The sequence below is a fragment of the Streptomyces sp. NPDC002324 genome (assembly GCF_053593335.1).
In genome coordinates this window covers 238,782-256,469 of record NZ_JBSFCF010000002.1, presented here as the reverse complement: position 1 = coordinate 256,469, position 17,688 = coordinate 238,782, and the positions used below count along the sequence as shown (strand labels likewise).

The 17,688-nt window shown below is 73.0% G+C and carries 11 protein-coding genes; 5 read left to right on the top strand and 6 right to left on the bottom strand.

The features are described 5' to 3' along the window. Positions 1 to 241: 241 nt before the first annotated feature. Together ACWCRJ_RS04140 and ACWCRJ_RS04135 are read left to right on the top strand one after the other, a co-directional pair. Entirely contained in the window at positions 242 to 1,738 is a 1,497-nt protein-coding gene (locus tag ACWCRJ_RS04140; protein ID WP_450937804.1) for an FAD-binding protein, read from the top strand. A 393-nt stretch (positions 1,739 to 2,131) separates the two neighbouring features. Next, entirely contained in the window at positions 2,132 to 3,361 is a 1,230-nt protein-coding gene (locus tag ACWCRJ_RS04135; RefSeq protein WP_450937803.1) for a PP2C family protein-serine/threonine phosphatase, read from the top strand. Between the two features lie 79 nt (positions 3,362 to 3,440). On the opposite strand, the gene ACWCRJ_RS04130 is transcribed toward ACWCRJ_RS04135, so the two are convergent. From ACWCRJ_RS04130 to ACWCRJ_RS04115, 4 genes are all read right to left on the bottom strand, one after another. Beyond that, entirely contained in the window at positions 3,441 to 4,607 is a 1,167-nt protein-coding gene (locus ACWCRJ_RS04130) for a substrate-binding domain-containing protein (protein ID WP_450937802.1), read from the bottom strand. Positions 4,608 to 4,687: 80 nt separating this feature from the next. Then, positions 4,688 to 5,785 (bottom strand): ABC transporter permease, encoded by a 1,098-nt coding sequence (locus tag ACWCRJ_RS04125; protein ID WP_450937801.1) that lies wholly within the window; start codon positions 5,783 to 5,785, stop codon positions 4,688 to 4,690. Next, positions 5,782 to 7,353, bottom strand: coding sequence for a sugar ABC transporter ATP-binding protein (locus tag ACWCRJ_RS04120; RefSeq protein WP_450937800.1), 1,572 nt, complete (start codon positions 7,351 to 7,353; stop codon positions 5,782 to 5,784). The genes ACWCRJ_RS04125 and ACWCRJ_RS04120 overlap by 4 nt, the downstream gene beginning before the upstream one ends. A gap of 115 nt (positions 7,354 to 7,468) precedes the next feature. Next, positions 7,469 to 10,399: a SpoIIE family protein phosphatase gene (locus ACWCRJ_RS04115; RefSeq protein ID WP_450937799.1), complete on the bottom strand. Its 2,931-nt coding sequence runs from the start codon at positions 10,397 to 10,399 to the stop codon at positions 7,469 to 7,471. 554 nt (positions 10,400 to 10,953) lie between these two features. Between ACWCRJ_RS04115 and ACWCRJ_RS04110 the strand changes: the two genes are divergently transcribed. Continuing rightward, on the top strand, positions 10,954 to 11,727 hold the full coding sequence (locus ACWCRJ_RS04110; RefSeq protein ID WP_450937798.1) for a DUF4142 domain-containing protein: 774 nt from the start codon (positions 10,954 to 10,956) through the stop codon (positions 11,725 to 11,727). A 42-nt stretch (positions 11,728 to 11,769) separates the two neighbouring features. Here the strand turns inward: ACWCRJ_RS04110 and ACWCRJ_RS04105 are convergent, their stop codons facing one another. Further along, positions 11,770 to 12,303, bottom strand: a complete 534-nt coding sequence (locus tag ACWCRJ_RS04105) for a MarR family winged helix-turn-helix transcriptional regulator (protein ID WP_450937797.1) — start codon at positions 12,301 to 12,303, stop codon at positions 11,770 to 11,772. A gap of 283 nt (positions 12,304 to 12,586) precedes the next feature. Here ACWCRJ_RS04105 and ACWCRJ_RS04100 point away from each other — a divergent pair, with 283 nt between their 5' ends. Next, positions 12,587 to 15,736: a beta-N-acetylglucosaminidase domain-containing protein gene (locus ACWCRJ_RS04100; protein ID WP_450937796.1), complete on the top strand. Its 3,150-nt coding sequence runs from the start codon at positions 12,587 to 12,589 to the stop codon at positions 15,734 to 15,736. 7 nt (positions 15,737 to 15,743) lie between these two features. Here the strand turns inward: ACWCRJ_RS04100 and ACWCRJ_RS04095 are convergent, their stop codons facing one another. Continuing rightward, positions 15,744 to 16,535 (bottom strand): sugar isomerase domain-containing protein, encoded by a 792-nt coding sequence (locus tag ACWCRJ_RS04095; protein ID WP_450938147.1) that lies wholly within the window; start codon positions 16,533 to 16,535, stop codon positions 15,744 to 15,746. A 233-nt stretch (positions 16,536 to 16,768) separates the two neighbouring features. On the opposite strand from ACWCRJ_RS04095, the gene ACWCRJ_RS04090 reads away from it, so the two are divergent. Further along, positions 16,769 to 17,653 (top strand): MurR/RpiR family transcriptional regulator, encoded by an 885-nt coding sequence (locus ACWCRJ_RS04090; protein WP_450937795.1) that lies wholly within the window; start codon positions 16,769 to 16,771, stop codon positions 17,651 to 17,653. Positions 17,654 to 17,688 lie beyond the last annotated feature (35 nt).

Genomic DNA, 17,688 nt, shown 5'->3' with positions numbered 1-17,688 from the left:
TGATCCGGACCGTCGCGCGGAAAGCCCCCCGGAAGTCATGATGAGCGGTAAGCGGAACGTCAGGGGGAGATCGCTGTGCGTGCGGACCGCCGGCCCGGCTCCGGTCTCGGGTCGCGGCACGCACCGCGGTGCCCGGCCGTCGGCCGGCACGGCTCGCCCGGCTGATTCCGCTCCGAGAAAAGGACGACGAACCCGCGGCGGCGTGCCGACGATCCGCCGCTTCGACATCACGGAGGCTGTCATGTCACACAAAGAACACAGTGCCCTCAACAGGCGTCAGTTCCTGGCCCGGTTCGGAGCCGGGACGGTGGCCCTCGTGGCCGGCTTCGACCTGATCGCCCGGCAGTGGGTGACCGAGGCGGCGGCAGCGGAGAACTCCGCGTTCGCCACCGTGCCCCCGCTCGACGGCACCCTCGTCTTCGACGCCGCGTCCCTCGCGGCGAATGCGCACGACCAGGGCAACATCGTGTTCCTCAGACCGTGCGCGGTACTCCGGCCGGGTTCCGTGCAGGACATCCGGAAGATGGTCGGCTTCTGCGCCGACCACGGCATCGAGGTCGCGCCGGCCGGCGCGCACCACGCGATGTTCGGCCAGCCGCTCGTGAGCGGCGGCCTGGTCATCGAGATGCGGTCGCTGGACACCATCCACTCGATCGGCACGGACGGCGCCGACGTCGACGCCGGCGTGCTGTGGCAGGACCTGATCGAGGCCGCGTACGAGCAGGGCCTCACCCCGGCGTCGATCACCAGCTACCTCGGCACGACGGTCGGCGGGACCCTGTCCATGGGCGGCATCGGGATGATGTCTGCCTACCGGGCCGGCGCCCAGGTCGACCACGCCGATCGGCTGCAGGTGGTCACGGGCGACGGCCGGCTGCGGTGGTGCTCCGGCACGCAGAACACCGACCTGTTCGAGGCGGCGCTCGCCGGGCTCGGGCAGTGCGGAGTGATCACACGGGCCACCATCGACCTCGTGCCCGCCAAACAGCTGGCCCGTACGTACCGGATCGGGTACCAGGACATCCCGACGTTCTTCCGGGACGTCCGTGTCCTGGCGAACCGGGGCGAGTTCGACTCCCTCGGCAGCATCCCCCAGCCGGGCACCGCGCAGCCCCTGACACTGTGGGCCACCGTCTTCCACAACCCCGGGGACGCACCCGACACCTCCCACCTGCTGCGCGGTCTCAGCCCCGCCGCGGCCACGGCGGCCTTCGAGGACTCCCCCTATCTCGACTACATCTCCCTGGTCACCACCATGTACGACTCCTTCGCGGCGAACCTGGACTGGGACGCGAAGGTCAAGCCCTGGTCGGACCTGTTCCTGCCGGACGACGCCGTCGAGGAGTACGTCGCGTCGGTGTTCTCGTCGCTGACCGCGGAGGACCTGGGCCCGACCGGCTTCGGGCTGATCTTCCCGATGCTGCGTTCGAGCTACCGCCGACCGCTGCTGCGGCTGCCCAGCGATGCGGGCGGGCCCTGGGTCTGGCTGGTCAGCGTGCTGACCGACGCCGCGCGCTCCGGCCCCGACCCCGATTTCGCGGCACGGATGATGGACCGCAACTACCGCTTCTACCAGGACGCGGCGGCCGTGGGCGGGGTGCGCTACCCGCACGGCGCGTGCGCGTTCACCGCGGCCGACTGGCAGGCTCACTACGGCTCGATGTGGCCGCGGTTCTCCGAGTGGAAGCAGCGCTACGACCCGTGCGGGATCCTGACCCCCGGCCCGGGCATCTTCTGACCCCGGACACCGTCCGACGGGCACGGTCTGATGGTCACCGTCCGACGGGCGCGGTCTGAGGGCGCGGTCTGACGGGCACCGCCCGACGCGGTGCGGGATGGCGTGGAAGGGCGCGAAGAAGAGCGCGAAGGAGTGGAGCAGACCGGAGAGGGCGGATCAAGCGCTCTTTCCGGGCTTCACTCTTTCGGTCATTCCCACCCGACAGGATGCGCGTGGCTGGTCAGCGGCCCGGAGGGCGGCCGGGACATGGTGGTGCCGGTGAGGCGTGGGACGTCCCGGGTGGCAGGGGTGGCCGTAGCTCGTCGGCGATGCTGCGGATCTGCCGGGTCCCGTGGCCCGTTCACGCCTATCGTGGAACGGCACACCGACGCTCGGCGCCAAGGCAGGCTGGACATGAGGGAACCGCATATCGACTATGCGGCGGTCTTCCGGGCCCTGCCCGGCATGGTGGCGCTGCTCACGCCCGATCTCGTGTACGTCGACGCCAACGACGACTTCCTGCGGCTCGCCGGGCGCTCCCGCGAGCAGCTGCTGGGCCGCTACATCTTCGACGTCTTCCCCGAGAACCCGAACGAACCGGCCGCGGCCGGCATGCGGGAAACCCGGGAGTCGATGCTGCGCGCGGTGGTCACCGGCGAGCGCGACACGATGGCGCTGCTCCGCTACGACATCGAGGACGCCGAGCGCCCCGGCTCCTGGCAGGAGCACTACTGGAGCCCGGTCAACGCGCCCGTGATCGGCCCCGACGGAAAGGTGGCCCTGATCGTCCACCGGGTGGAGGAGGTCACCGAACTCATCCGCGCCCGCGGCGGCCCCGGGGGCGACGGCCGCGCCCAGGTCCTGGAGGCCGAGCTGTACACCCGCGCCCGGGAACTGCAGGAGGTCAACGAACGGCTGCGCACGGCCCACGCCCACGAGCGCGAGGTCGCCCTGGCCCTGCAGGCCGCGATGCTGCCGCCGCCCGGCCCGACCGGGCAGCACGACGCGGCCGTACGGTACCGGCCGGCCATCGGCGCGCTGAACGTGTGCGGCGACTGGTACGACCTGGTCGGCCTGCCCGCGGAGGGTCTCGCGGTGGCCGTGGGGGACGTCGTCGGCCACGGTCTGGCGGCCGCCTGCGCCATGGGGCAGCTGCGCAGCGCCCTGAGCGGGGCCACCCGTCTCTCCGCCGGTCCGGCGCAGGCGCTGGAGGCCCTCGACCTCTACGCCCGCTCCGTCGAGGGCGCCGAGTCGACCACGGTGGTGACGACCTTCATCGACTGGGACAGCCACACCATCACCTACAGCTGCGCGGGCCACCCCCCGCCCGCCCTCGTGCACCCCGACGGCACCGTCACCTTCCTCGACCACGCCACCGACCCGCCGCTCGCCGCCCGGCCCACCCACGCCGCCCGGCCCGAGGCCCGCACGTCCTTCGTCGAGGACTCCACGCTGGTCCTCTACACGGACGGGCTGATCGAGCGCCGCACCGAAGCCATCGACACGGGTCTGCGGCGCCTCGCCGACTCCCTGACCCACCACCGCAAGCACGACCCCGAGACCCTGGCCGACGCCCTGCTGGCGGATCTCCTCCCGCCCTCCGGCAACACCGACGACACGGCACTGATCGTCCTGCGTCTGTGACCACCGGGGCGGCGGCATCCGGCACCCCGGCCGCACCAGGCACGGGCTGTCGGGCGCACGCGCGGGCGAGGTGGCGCGGTCACCTGCCCCAGATCTTCCGGTACCCCTCCCGGTAGCCCGACGGGTCCCAGCTCGTGGCGCCCGCGCTGTTGTCGGCCGTGCTGATGTGGACGGGCGCCACATAACCGCTGGCCGGGCGGCCCGAGAAGGCGCGGTTGAACTCGTCGACGATCTGCCAGCCCTGCAGGGTGAGCGGTTCGGGGACGGTGGCCGCCTGGTACCGGCCGCTGTTGACGCGCTGGAAGGCGGAGGGGTCGCCGTCCCCGGCGCCGATGTTGAGGGGCGGACCCGATCCGTCCTTGCCGGCCGCGCGGAAGGCGGGCGCGGCGTCGGCGAAGTACAGGTCGTTGATGGCGACGGAGTGGGTCCACCGGTCCTGGAAGCGGGACAGGAGCGAGGCCACCTCGCGGGGGGTGCGGCTGCTCGCGTCGGGGATCGGGATGTTCACGTACGACAGGAGCTTCACGCCCGCGCAGGTGGCGAGTTCGGCTCTGATCAGGTCGGACTTGTTCTTGGCGAAGGGGATGGAGGCGTCGGTGAGGATCACGACCCCGGCGTCGCCGTCGGAGGTCGAGACGACCCACTGCGCGCTGATCCTGGCGACGTCCTCGACCTGGGTGGTGATGTTGGTGAAGAGGGCGGGGCGCCTGCTGGGGCCGGGTGCGGCGACCGCGTGCCAGCCGATGACGGGGATGCCCGCGCGCTGGGCGCCGGCGAGCTGCTGCGAGGTCGCGCCGGGGTCGAAGCCGCCGACGACGATGCCCGAGGGGCGTAGCGTCACCGCCTCGCTCATCGCCGCCTGGATACCGGCGGGGGTGCCGCCGCCGTCGATGACCCGGACGTTCCAGCCGATGACCCGCGCGGCTTGCCGGACGCCGTCGGCGGCGCCCGCGACTCCGGGGTTGGTCATGGTCTGGGCGACGTACACGATGGTTCTGCCGGTCACGGCCTCGGGGCCGGTGGTCGGGCCGTTCCAGGGGACGTCGGTCCGCTCCGCCCGGCCGACGGCGGCCCGGGCCTCGGCATAGGCCTTCGGGCAGCCGTTGGGGCCCGAGGCGGAGGTCTCCGGATCGCTCGACGATCCGCGTTCGCAGCCGGCGAGCAGGACGGTGGACACCGTCAGCAGCGCGGTGGCCGCGAACCGGGCTCCGCGGGCGCCGACGGCGGTCTTGCTTCTGTGGTGCACGAGGGCTCCTCGCGAAGGGACGAGCGGGAGGGCGCGGCCGGGGGGCGGTGGAGGTGCGGCGGCGGGGCGCGCGGCCGGGGTCATGGAGTACCGCCCGGCGGCGGTTGGGCCGGGTCGACGGGTGCGTCGCGGGCCGCGAGGACGCCGGTGTGCATACGGCGGCGGGCGGCGTATCCGGCGAGGCCGACGGCGAGGAGCAGGGTGCCGCCGTGGAACAGGGGCACCGTCCAGAAGTCGGCGCCCATCTGGGCGATGCCGGTGAGGCCGACGGCGAGGACGGCGACGGCGACGAGGGTGCCCAGGGCGTTGGGGCGGCCGGGTCTGATGGCGGTGGAGCCGAGGAGGGCGCCGACGAAGGCGGGCAGCAGGTAGTCGAGGCCGACGCTCGGATTGCCGATCTGCTGCTGGGCCGCGAGCAGTACTCCGGCGAGGCCGACGATCAGGCCGGACGCGGCGAAGGCGCAGACGGTGTATCTGCGGACGGGGATGCCGACGAGGTCGGCGGCGCGCGGGTTGGACCCGACGACGTACAGGCAGCGGCCGACCGGGAGCCGTTCCAGCACCAGCCAGAGGACGACGGTGAGCGCCAGCACGTAGAAGGCGGGGACCGGGAGGCCGAGGAACGTGGAGGTGAAGAGGTCGGTGAAGGCGGGCGGGAGCCCCTGGGGGCCGGGGACGATCCGGCCGCCGTCGGTGACCCAGCCGGTCACGGCGTACATCATGCTGCCGGTGCCGAGAGTGGCGATGAAGGAGTCGATGCGGCCGAACTCGACGATGACGCCGTTGAGGACGCCCACGACCGTCCCGCCGACGGTCACGGCGAGGCAGGCGAGCGGCCAGGGCCAGCCGGCGTCGACGATCAGGTACAGCACCATGACGTGCGCCAGGCCGAGTCCGTAGCCGATGGACAGGTCGAACGCGCCGGTCACGATGGGGACCATGGCGGCCAGCGCGAGGACGGCCGGGATCGACTGGGTGGACAGGATCGAGTCGACGGTGTCCAGGGTGGGGAAGGTGCGCGGGAGGGTCAGGGAGAAGAACACGACGAGCAGGGCGGTCAGGCCCAGGAGGCCGTAGGCGCCGACGAGTTGCCCGCCCGTACGGGTGCCGGGGGCGGGCCCTTTCGGCGGGCGCGAGCGGCGGGGGCGCGGTGCGGACGGGGAGGGCGGGGCGGTCATGGGGCCGTCGCGGTTCCGGCGGGGGGCATGGCCGAGGCGGCCCGGGTGAGGGCCGCGACCGTGAGGGCCGCACCGGTCAGTTCGGCGGTCACGGCTCCGCGGACGAGGACCAGGGCCCGCTCGCACACGCCCGCCACCTCCTCGAAGTCGGTGGAGATGAGGAGGACCGCGAGGCCGTCGGCCTGTGCCTCGGCGAGCAGCCGGTGGACGGCCGCCTTGGCGCCGATGTCCACGCTCGCCGTGGGTTCCTCCAGGATCAGCAGACGCAGACCGGTCCGCAGCCAGCGGCCGATCATGACCTTCTGCTGGTTCCCGCCGGACAGGACGGCGATGGGGGCCTCGCTGTCGCGCGGCCGCACCGAGAACCGTTCGACGAGCGCGGCGGCCGCGGCGCGTTCACGGCGGGGGCCGATCCAGCGCGGCGTCGGCCCGTCTCCGGCGCGGGGGTTGGCCAGCAGGTTCTCCCGCACGGTCAGTTCGGGGAGCCAGCCCTCCCGCTGCCGGTCGCCGGGGACGAGGGCGACCCCGCGTCGCACGGCGTCGGCGACGGTGCGGGGGTGGTAGGGGCCGCCGTCGAGGAGTACCTGTCCCCCGAGGAGGGGCCGGGCGCCGGCGAGGGCCCGGCCGAGGTCCATGTGCCCGGCACCCGACAGACCGACCAGGCCGAGGGCCTCCCCCGCTCTCAGCTCCAGGTCGACCGGTCCCGCGCCGAAGGTCCTCACGCCGTCGAGGGCCAGGACCGGCGGGGCGCCGGAGGCGGAGAGAGGGCGCGGGTGGGCCGGGGCGGGCGCGGGGCGGTGGGCGGCCGGTTCCTCGCCGGTGATGTCGCGCACCAGGCTCAGAGGGCTGTGGCCTGCCGTCGAGCCGTGGCTGACGAGGCGGCCGTCGCGCAGGACGGCGAAGGTGTCGGCGACCTCGTAGACCTCGTCGAGGCGATGGCTGACGTAGAGGATGCCGTGGCCCCGGTCACGCAGGGTGTGCAGGACGTCGAAGAGGCGGGCGCAGTCCGCCGCGGGCAGGCGGGCGGTCGGTTCGTCGAGGACGATGAGCTTCGCCCGGGTGGCCAGGGCGCGGGCGATGGCGACCAGGGACCGCTCGGCGGGGGCGAGCCGGGCGATCGGCGCGTCGGGGTCGAGGTGTCCGCCGACGAGGGCGAGCGCCTCGGTGCAGCCCTCCCGGGTGCGCCGCCAGGAGATCAGTCCGGCTCGGCGCGCGTAGCCGGTGCTCAGGGCGATGTTCTCGGCGACCGTCATCCACTCCACGAGGCCGAGGTCCTGGTGGATGAAGGCGAGGTGGGGGGAGGCGGCGCGGCTCGCGAGCGGGTGTCCGTCCACGGTGACGTGGCCCGCGTCGGCGCGATGGACGCCGGCGAGGATCTTGATGAGGGTGGACTTTCCGGCCCCGTTGGGGCCGAGGAGCGCGAGGACGCTGCCGGCGTGCACGTCGAGGTCGACGCCGGCCAGGGCGAGGGTTCCGCCGAAGCGTTTGGTGAGGCCCCGGACGCGGACCAGTGGTCCGGGCCCGCCGGGCGGGACCGGCTGCGCAGAGGTGTCGTGAGCGTCGTGCACGGACAGCTCCGGGGGTCGGCCTGGCTAGTTCTTCCGGCTTCTGCTTGCGCCAGCGATACTAACCACCGATATCGCCTCCTTCGCGGCATTTGACCGCCGGTCGACGTCGGTCGCGTCAGCCGCCGTCGAGGCCGCACTGGGCCCAGATGACCTTGCCCTCCGGGGTGTAGCGCGTGCCCCAGCTCTGGGACAGCTGGGCGACGAGGAACAGACCCCGGCCGCCCTCGTCGGTGGTGGCCGCCCGGCGCAGATGCGGAGCGGTGCTGCTGGTGTCGGCGACCTCGCAGATCAGTGAGCGGTCGCGGAGCAGTCGTACCCGGATGGGTCCGGCGCCGTGGCGGATGGCGTTGGTGACCAGCTCGCTGAGCATCAGTTCGGCGGCGAACGCGGCTTCGTCGAGGCCCCAGGCGGCCATCTGCCGTTGGGCGGCGGCGCGCACCTCGCTGACGCGGGCCGGGTCGGCGGGCAGCTCCCAGGTGGCGATCCGCCCCGGGTCGAAGGCATGGGTGCGGGCGACGAGCAGGGCGATGTCGTCGCCCGGATGGGCGGGCGCCACCGTGTCCAGGACGACCCGGCAGGTCTCCTCCGGGGTGCGCTCGGTGTGGGCCAGCGCCCCGCGCAGCTGGTCGAGGACCACATCGACGTCACGGTCACGGTCCTCGATGAGGCCGTCGGTGTAGAGGACGAGCTGACTGCCTTCGGGCAGGTGGATGTCGACGGCTTCGAAGGGCAGCCCTCCGAGGCCGAGGGGAGGTCCGGCGGGAAGTTCGGGGAACGACACGGTGCCGTCCGGGCCGACCAGGGCGGGCGGCGGGTGGCCGGCGCGGGCCAGGCTGCACATTTGCGAGGTCGGATCGTAGACGGCGTAGAGACAGGTCGCGCCGATGATGCCGCCGCCGTCGGAGACCGGATCCTCCCGGTCCAGTCGGGCCACGAGGTTGTCGAGGTGGGTGAGGACCTCGTCCGGGGCGAAGTCGAGTTCGGCGAAGCTGCGGGCCGCCGTGCGGACCCGGCCCATGGTCGCGGCGGAGAGCATGCCGTGGCCGACGACGTCGCCGACGAAGAGCCCGATGCGGGCGCCGGAGAGCGGGATGACGTCGTACCAGTCGCCGCCGACGTCGGACTCGGCCGGCAGGTAGCGGTGGGCGACCTCGACGGTGTCCTGGTCGGGGAGCCCCTGCGGGAGCAGGCTGCGCTGCAGGGCGAGGACCATGGTGCGTTCGCGGGTGTAGCGGCGGGCGTTGTCGATGGACAGGGCGGCGCGGGTGGCGAGCTCCTGGGCCAGTGAGCGGTCGTCGTCGTCGAAGGGCGCGGGGTCCTGGGCGCGGTAGAAGGCGGCGACGCCCAGGACGACGCCCCGGGCGACCAGGGGGACCGCGATGAGGGAGTGGACGTGGCTCAGCAGCCGGTCGGTGTGCTCGGGGTCCTGTGCGAGCCAGCCCGCGGCCGTCTGCAGGTCCGGCTCCAGCACCGCTTCCCCTCTGGTCAGGGAGCGCAGCTGCGGGACGGTGGGGCCGTAGTCGACCTGTTTGCCGACCGGGCTGAAGGGGAGGTCGTCGCGGATGCCGTGGACCACCGTGCGGCGCAGGTCGTCGCGCGGGTCCGCGGCCTCTTCGCCGCGCAGCACGGGTTCGGCGAGGTCGATGGTGACATAGTCGGCGAGGCGCGGTACCGCCGTCTCGGCGAGTTCCTGGGCGGTGCGGCGTACGTCCAGGGTGGTTCCGATACGGGCGCTGGCCTCGGACAGCAGCTCCAGCCGGCGGCGGGCGGCCAGGGCGTAGGTGCCGACGTGGGGCTCTCCCACCAGAAGGAGTCCCCTGTCGGGGGGAGGAGCGCCGTCGGCGGTGAGGCCGTCGGCGGTGAGTTCGTCGGCGGAGACCAGGTCGACGGCCGCGGCGAACCCGGCCGGTGGGGTTGCGGGGGTGTGCGTACGGCCGGGGGCGGGGACGGCGGTGAGCGGGCCGGGCGCCACGGCGAGGGGGGAGTGGAGGCGCCGAACCGTGGCGGTGCCGGCGGATTCGACGGGTCGCGCGGGCTCGGCGGGGAGGCTCGGCACCGGTTCGGTCCGGCGTGGGGTGGCGAGGGCCTCGTGCCGTGCGGCCCCGGGCAGGATCGCCTCGACGGCGATGCCCTCCACTCCGGAGGCGCTGGTCATCGGGCGGCTGACGAGGGTGACCCGGAGGCCGTCCGACAGGGGTACGTCGACGGCGGCCCGCTGCGCGCGGGAGATCAGCTCGGCGGCCTTCTCCAGGAGGGTGGCCCGGTCGGCGGGGCGCAGCCCGCGGACCAGTTCCTCGACGCCGACGCCGTGCTGCGGGCGCGCGCCCGCCTCTGCCCCGGCGTCCAGATACGCCCGCAGCAGGGAACGTGCGCGCACGGAACTCTGCCCCAGCAGCCGCCGCTCGATGGCCGCGGCCGCCTTGCGGATCACGCCGTCCAGCGCCGGGTGCTCGAAGCCGCGCGGATATCCGAAACACAGGACGCCCTCGATACGGCCGCTGAGCGGGTCGCGCACGGGGAGTGCGCGGCAGGCGCTGGCCTGGGAGCGGTCGGCGAAGTGCTCGGCGCCGTAGACCCGGATGAGCCGCCGTTCGGCCAGGGCGAGGCCGATGCCGTTGGTGCCGGCGAACTGTTCGGCGAAGACGAACCCGGGGACGGTCTGGATGTCCGGGAGCCCTCTGGCCAGCGAGGCCTCGCCGAAGCGGCGCAGCAGGACGGTGCCGTTCGCGTCGGCGACGGAGATGTTCATCGCGCTGCCGGCGAACTTGGACTCCAGCCGGTCGAGCACGGGTACGGCCGCGCGGGTGATCCGGTCGTCCCGGTCGAAGTCGTCCCGGAAAGGGAGGTCGGACCGGTCCGGCGACAGCCCGAGGGACCGGCACCGCTGCCAGGAGCTGAGGATCGAGGCCCGGACACCGGTCTCCGCCGACTCACCCTGCAGAAACCGCTCGCGGGACAGGACGGGGCCCCGGTCACGAAAGAGGGAAGGGCCCGTGCCGTCTGTCGCACGTCCCGTGAGTACCGGCTCGCCGTCGGACCGCACCACGCTGGCCTCACTCGCGCCCTGGACAATCCGCTTATCGGAAATATCTGGCATTGACGAGGATACGGGCATCAGCAACACGAGTCACGGTTCGCGCCTCCACTCACCCGCGGTGACGGACTCGGCGGGCGCCGGGACGAGGTGCGGTCGCGGCGAGGCGGGTGCCACCGGCAGGGACGCCCCGAAGGCGGCCACGGCGAGACGGGCGACCGGTGAGGGGCACGTGCCCCCAGGGGCGCAGTGGCTCCATCACCGATGCCACCGAGTCGCGCGACGGCCCGTTCGACCAGCAAGGACGCCGCCTGCGCACCACCCGACGCCCGCCGCCCCGTCGCCGGCCTCGCGCCGCTCGCGATTTCACACGCGGTTTCACATGCGGCCCACTTGCGGCCCACTCACGACCCGCCCCGCGTGGCGCCGGGACCCTGGCGCGGAACCCGTTCCCCGGCACTCCATTCGAGCACACTGCAAATTTTACCTAGAGCAATGATTCATTCGCCGACCCCGTCCGTACCCCTTGGTGACCCACTTCCCGGCTGCCAGGAGGTACCCCTTCCATGCGACGCACATGGAGCATCGGAACGATCTTCGTGAGCGGCGGTCTGGTGATGACCGTCGCCGCGCTCGCCTATCCCGCCCTGGTGGGGGTCGGGACGACGACCGCCACCCCGGACCGGATCATCGCCAACACCCAGTACGGCCCCCTCACGGAGGCCGACCGGGACTTCGTCATCAAGGTGCGTTCCGCGGGGCTGTGGGAGTACCCGCTCGGCGAGATGGCCATGCAGCGCGGTACGACGGCGGAGATGAAGGAGGCGGGCGCGCATCTCGTCGTCGGGCACGCGGGGCTCGACGAGCTGTGCCGCAGGATCGCGCCCGAGCTGGGCATCACCCTGAACAACCAGGCCAGCCCGCAACAGCAGCAGTTCGTGGCGACCGCCGACTCGGCCACCGGCAAGGAGTTCGACTCCACCGCCGTCACCATCATGCGCGTCACGCACGGCCAGATCTTCCCGGCCATCGCCAAGATCCGCGCCAGCACCAGGAACACCATGGTGCGCCAGCTCGCCGACCTGGCCAACGACACCGTGCTCGACCACATCACCGTGCTGGAGAAGACCGGCCTGGTCAACCACGACCAGGTCAACTACCAGCAGACCAACCCGCCGAAGCTCCCCAAGGAGCAGGTCACCCCGCCCGTGCCCCAGCCGGGGGCCCCGATGGTCGTCCTGGCCCCCCGCCCCGACCTGAACGTGCGGACGTCCGCGCCGACGGCCACCCCCACGGACGGATCGACGGACGGCTCCGCGGGCGGTGGTGCCACACAGTGACGCGCTCCCCCGGGGGCGTGGGGCGCGGCCCTGCCGGGGGTTTCAGGCGCCTCGGCCCACCCAGGTGTCGACCCAGCCGAGCGGATACGTCTCCGCGTCGTCCGACGCCGGGGCCGAGGGCTCCCCGCCCGCCGTGTTGAACGCGGTCAACGCGCCGATGAGTGCCTCCCGTTGGGCCGGGGCGAGGCGCTCGACGACCGTGGCGAGTTCGGTGCGCCGACGGGCCATGACGTCCTCGACGGCACGTCGGCCCTCGTCGGTGAGCTGCAGCAGGGTCTCGCGGCGGTTGCCGGGGTTGGTCCGGCGGTCGGCGAGTCCGGCCGCGATCAGCCGGTCGACCATCCGCATGGCCGTGGAGGGGGCGACCTGAAGCTGGTCGGCGAGTACCACGAGCTTGGTCGCGCCCCGCATGGACAGCACCACCAGCATGCGGAACTGCGGCAGCGTCACCCGCTCCTCGACGGCGGCGAGTGACCGTGCGGAGATCGCGACCAACAGCCGCGACGCGGTGAGCACCGCTCGCGTCACCTCATCGACGTCGTCCACGCCACCTGCCAGACCATCGCGTTCAGTCATGGTCCCTTTCTATCCCGCCGCGCCGTCCCGGCAGTCGGCGGATCCGTCGAGATTTTTCCTGCCCATGACCGAACGCGTTCCATGATCGAAACGGGGCCTCCGGCACGAACGGCGGCCGGATCGCGCGGGACCTCCGCTCGAACGGTGGGCGAACGCCAGGTTGCGGGTGGAACCCGGCACGACCGTGGCGCCGCGCAGGCATCGACCTACGACGCTCGCTCCCGCGACGCGAAGGCACTTCCCGCCTATTGAATGGTTGATTCAGCAGACCTAGCCTTTCTCGATGGCTTCAATCACCTGGCTCCCCCCATGCCCCGAACACCCCCACAGACCAAAGCGGTTGCGCTGGGTCCTGCTCCTGGCCCTGAGCCTCAGCCTCTCCTCGCTGCCGTCGGCCGCCGCCACCTCGTCCGTCCCCTCCTCACCGTCCGCGCCGTCCGCGTCGAAGAGCCGGGCGGTCCCGGAGGTGTGGCCCACGCCCCGGCACATCGAGGCGGGCGGGCGTCGGCTCGCCGTTCCCGACCGGGTGGTGGAGGTCGTCGGCCCCGGCACCGATCCCTCCGCGCGCAGGGTCGTCGAGGCCGCGCTGCGGGCGGCCGGGGCCGCACGGATCGTCACCGTGCCGGCCGGTGAGCGACCGCCCGCCGCCGGGCTCACCGTGTTCGTAGGCGGGCCGGACGAGAACCCGGCCACCCGGGGCGCGTTGCGGCGGCTGGGCGTCAGGTCACCGGCCGGGCTGCCCGCGGAGGGATACGTCCTGGCCTCCGGCCGCCACGCCGGGCGCGGGCTGCTCGCCCTCTCCGGCACCGACACCACGGGCACCTTCTACGCCGCCCAGACCCTCCGCCAGCTTCTCACCGGCGGCCGGCTGCCCGAGGTCGCGGTCCGCGACTGGCCCACGGCGAAGCTGCGCGGCGTCGTGGAGGGCTTCTACGGCACACCGTGGACCCACGCCGAACGGCTGAGCCAGCTCGACTTCTACGGCCGCACCAAGCAGAACGTGTACGTCTACTCCCCCAAGGACGACCCGTACCTGCGGGAGCGCTGGCGCGACGCGTACCCGGCCGCCCGACTGGACCGGTTGCGCGAGCTGGTCGACCGGGCCGGCGCCGACCACGTCCGCTTCACCTACGCCCTCTCCCCCGGCCTGTCGGTCTGCTACTCCTCGGCGGACGACATCACCGCCCTGGTCCGCAAGTTCGCCTCGCTGTACGACATCGGCGTGCGCTCGTTCGCGATCCCGCTGGACGACATCAGCTACACGAAGTGGAACTGCGCGGCGGACCAGGAGGAGTTCGGCAGCGGGGGCGGCGCGGCGGGTGCCGCGCAGGCGCGTCTGCTGAACCGGGTGTGGGAGGAGTTCTCCGCCGGCCGTACCGGGCTCGATCCGCTGGAGATGGTGCCCACCGAGTATTCCGACCTCGCCGACAGCCCGTACAAGACGGCGCTGCGCGAGCGGTTGGACCCGGACGTGGTCGTGGAGTGGACCGGCGTGGGCGTGATCGCGCCGACCGTCACCGCCGCGCAGGTCCGGCAGGCCCGCGAGGTCTACGGTCATCCGATCCTGCTCTGGGACAACTACCCGGTCAACGACTACGTCACCAGCCGCCTCCTGCTCGGCCCCTACACCGGCCGGGAGCCCGGCGTGGCCCGGGCGTCCGCCGGTGTGACCGCCAATCCGATGGTGCAGGCGGAGGCGAGCAGACTCGCGCTGTTCACGTCGGCGGCGTACCTGTGGAACCCGGACTCCTACGATCCGCGGGCAGCGTTCGCGGCCTCCGTGCGGGATCTGGCGGGGCCGGGCGCCGCCGCATGGCTGCGGATCCTCGCCGAGAACAACCACTCCTCCCAGCTCGACGCCACCGAGTCCCCGACGCTGACCGGGCTCGTCGCCGCGTTCCGCACGGCGTACGAGGAGGACCGCGGCCTCGACCGGGCGGCCGCCGCGCTGCGGTCCTACTTCGGCGCCATGGCCGCCACGCCCGCCGAGCTGCGCTCGCGCCTGGCCAACCCCGGTTTCCTGAAGGAGACTTCGCCCTGGCTCGACAAGCTCGGCTCCTACGGCACCGCCGGGCTGACGGCCGTGGATCTGCTGCTGGCGGACAGGCGTGGTGACACCGAGGCCGTGTCGGCGTACTGGAAGCGGCTGCGCGGTGAGCGCAAGGCGCTGGACGCGATCCCGCAGCAGGTGTCGCCGGGGGTGATGGACCAGTTCCTCTACTCGGCGATGCTCCGGCACGCCCCCGACCCCGGCGTCGACGCCTCCTTCGCCCCCGGCTCGCTCTCCCTGCGGCCCGGTGCCTCCGGGTCGGTGACCCTCCGCTTCTCGTCCGCCGAGACCCGGACCGTCACCTGGGAGCTGGCCGTGCCGGACGGGCTCACCGCCTCGCCCGCCAGGGGCACCGTGTCGGTCCCGGCCCGGGGCAGCGCCTCGGTCACCGTCACCCTGACCGGGGTCACCGAGGGCGTGCACTCCGTGGTGGTGTCCGGCTCGGGCGTCCTCGACCGGGCGATCCCGGTCCGGGTCACCGACGGGAAGGGATCGCCGAGGGCGCTGACGGCCAACTTCAGCGGTGCGTCGGTCAGTTCGATCGACCTGTCCTCCGGGAGGAGCACGGACATCGCCGTGGGCGACAACCCGGGCGAGGTGGTCGTGAGCGCGGACGGCCGTACCGCCTACGCCGCGAACCAGGGCTCGAACTCGGTCAGCGTCATCGACGTGGCGCGCGGCGAGGTCACCGCCACGGTCGGCGTGGGCCGGGTTCCGGCCGGGCTCACGCTCACACCGGACGGCGGCACCCTGTGGGTCGCCAACTACACGGACGGCACGGTCCAGCCCGTGGACACCGGCACACTGAAGGCGGGCGCGGCCCTCGCGGTCGGGGCGGGGCCGGAGAACATGGCGGTCACCCCCGACGGCCGGACGCTGTACGTGGCGAACATCCACGACAGCAGCGTCACACCGGTCCGCCTCGACAGCGGTGAGGCCGGGGCGGCGATCCCCGTCGGCCCGCGCCCCTTCGACGTCGTGGCGGCGCCGGACGGGAAGCGTGTGTACGTGTCCGACTCCGGCGGTTCGACCGTCACTCCGATCGACACGGCGACCAACGACACCGAGCCGACGTTCCTGGTCTCCGGTCAGGCGTACGGCCTCGGCCTGTCACCGGACGGGCGGACCCTGTGGGTGAGCCCCAGCACCGGGGACCACATCACGCCCGTCGACACGGTGACCGGCGCTCCGGGCGCGAAGGTCGCCGTCGGCAGGTCCGCCTTCGACGTCGGCCTGGACTGGGACGGCGCCACGGCCTATGTCACGACGGCCGACGGGAACCGGCTGGTGCCGGTCGACACCGCGTCCGGCACCGCCGGGGCGCCGCTGCCGACCGGCGCCTATCCCCTGGCGGTCGCGCTGACGCCCGTCCCGGTGCCCTAGCGGGTGTTCAACCGGCGGTGCGCCGGATCCGTCCGGCGTACCGCCTCTCCAGCTCCAGGTTGCTCTCGAAACCACCGGGCAAGTTGGCGGAGACGTAGACCGGGGGACGGTCGCCGGAGGCGAGGAGCTGGGCGGCCGCCTCGGCGACCGTCATCTGCACGAGCATGACGCCGGTCAGGGTGGAGAGTGCACAGACGGCGCCACCGCCCGGCAGCTCCAGCAGGGCGTCGCCGCGCGGGGCCGCGTTGTCGAGGACGACGTCGGCGAGGTCGGCGAGTTTCCTGCCGCTCGGGTGGGTGGCGGGGACGGAGCGGGTGTGGGCGAGGGAGGTGAGGGCGAGGAGGCGGTGGCCGCGCTCCTTGGCGTGCAGGGCCATCTCAACGATGACGTTGTTGACGCCGGAGTTGGAGACGACGACGAAGAGGTCCTGGGGGCGGGGGTCGGCCAGTTCGTAGAGGCGGACCGCTATGCCGGGCTCTCGTTCGAGGAGCGGGTCGTCGAGATCGCTGGGGTTGTCGCCGCCGAAGAGGACGAGGTCGGCCATCTGGATCCGGTTGGTGGGCACGAGGCCGCCGGCACGGCCGGCGAGTTCGAGGACCATGGCCTGGGAGTGGCCGGTACCGAAGGCCTGGACGACGCCGTCCGCGCGGACGCAGTCGGCGATCAGGGTGGCGGCGGCGCTCACGTCGGCGCGGGCGGAAGCGGTGAGGCGGTTCAGGACGGCCAGGCCCTCGCGCGCGAAACGGTCGGCGCCCACCGGCTCGGTCACGGACTCGGCCTCGGCCTCGGCCTCGGTCACGGACTCGTGCGCGGGCTCGGTCACGGACTCGTGCGGGGACTCGTTCGTGGACTCGACGGACACCTGGGACTCCCCACTGATGGATTGAACCACCTCATACTTGCCTATCAGTGAATCACTGAATCACAGGCCCGGCATCCGGGGCAATGGCGCAGTTCACGCATGCGCGGGGACGCGAAGTCCGGTCCTGGTATTCAGCCATGGCGCCAACGGGTGGCTGATACCTTCTCTGCATGCCCTCGACCGATGTCACGACCCTGATCCGCACCGAGCTGCCCCGGCTGGCCGGCTCCCTGCGGAAGGTCGGCGAGCTGATCCTGGAGGATCCGGCCGCCGTCACCCACTGCTCGGCCGCGGAGCTGGGCCGCCGCACCGGCACCTCCCAGGCCACCGTGACCCGGTTCTGCCGGGCCATCGGCCTCGACTCGTACCAGCACCTGCTGATCGAGCTGGCCCAGGAGCGGGGCCGGGGCGAGTCCTCCGAGTGGGGCAGCGCGGAGATCGGTCCGGACATCTCCCCCGACGACAGCCTGGAGCGGGTCGTCCAGGTGGTCGGCACCGCCGACCTGCGGGCCGTCCAGCAGACCATCGACCGGATCGACCTGGACTCCGTCGAGCGCGCCGCGCAGGCCGTGGCCCGCGCCCGGCGCGTGGACGTGTACGGCGTCGGCGGCAGCGGCGCGGTCGCCCAGGAGACGGAGACCCGGCTGTTCCGCATCGGGTGCGCGGTGCGCGGCTGGACCGAGGTGCACGCCGCGACCACCTCCGCGGCCCTGCTCACCCCCGCGGACGTGGCGATCGGCATCTCCCACTCCGGCGCCACCCGCGAGGCCATCGAGCCGTTCGAGCTGGCCAGGGAGCGCGGCGCCACCACCGTCGCACTGACCGCCGACCCGCGCTCACCGCTGGCCCGCGCCGCCGACATCCGGCTGATCTCCTCCTCCTCGGAGACCAGCTTCCGCACCGGCAGCATCGGCGCCCGCCACTCGGTGCTCATGCTCATCGACTGCCTGTACGTCCGTGTCGGCCAGCTCTCCTACCAGCGGGCGAGCGCTTCCCTGGCCCTGACCGACCACATCGCGGGGGCACACGCGGTGAAGTCCCGGCGCCCTCGCTGAACCGTCGGGAGCGGACCGGGCGACCGACCGGCCCT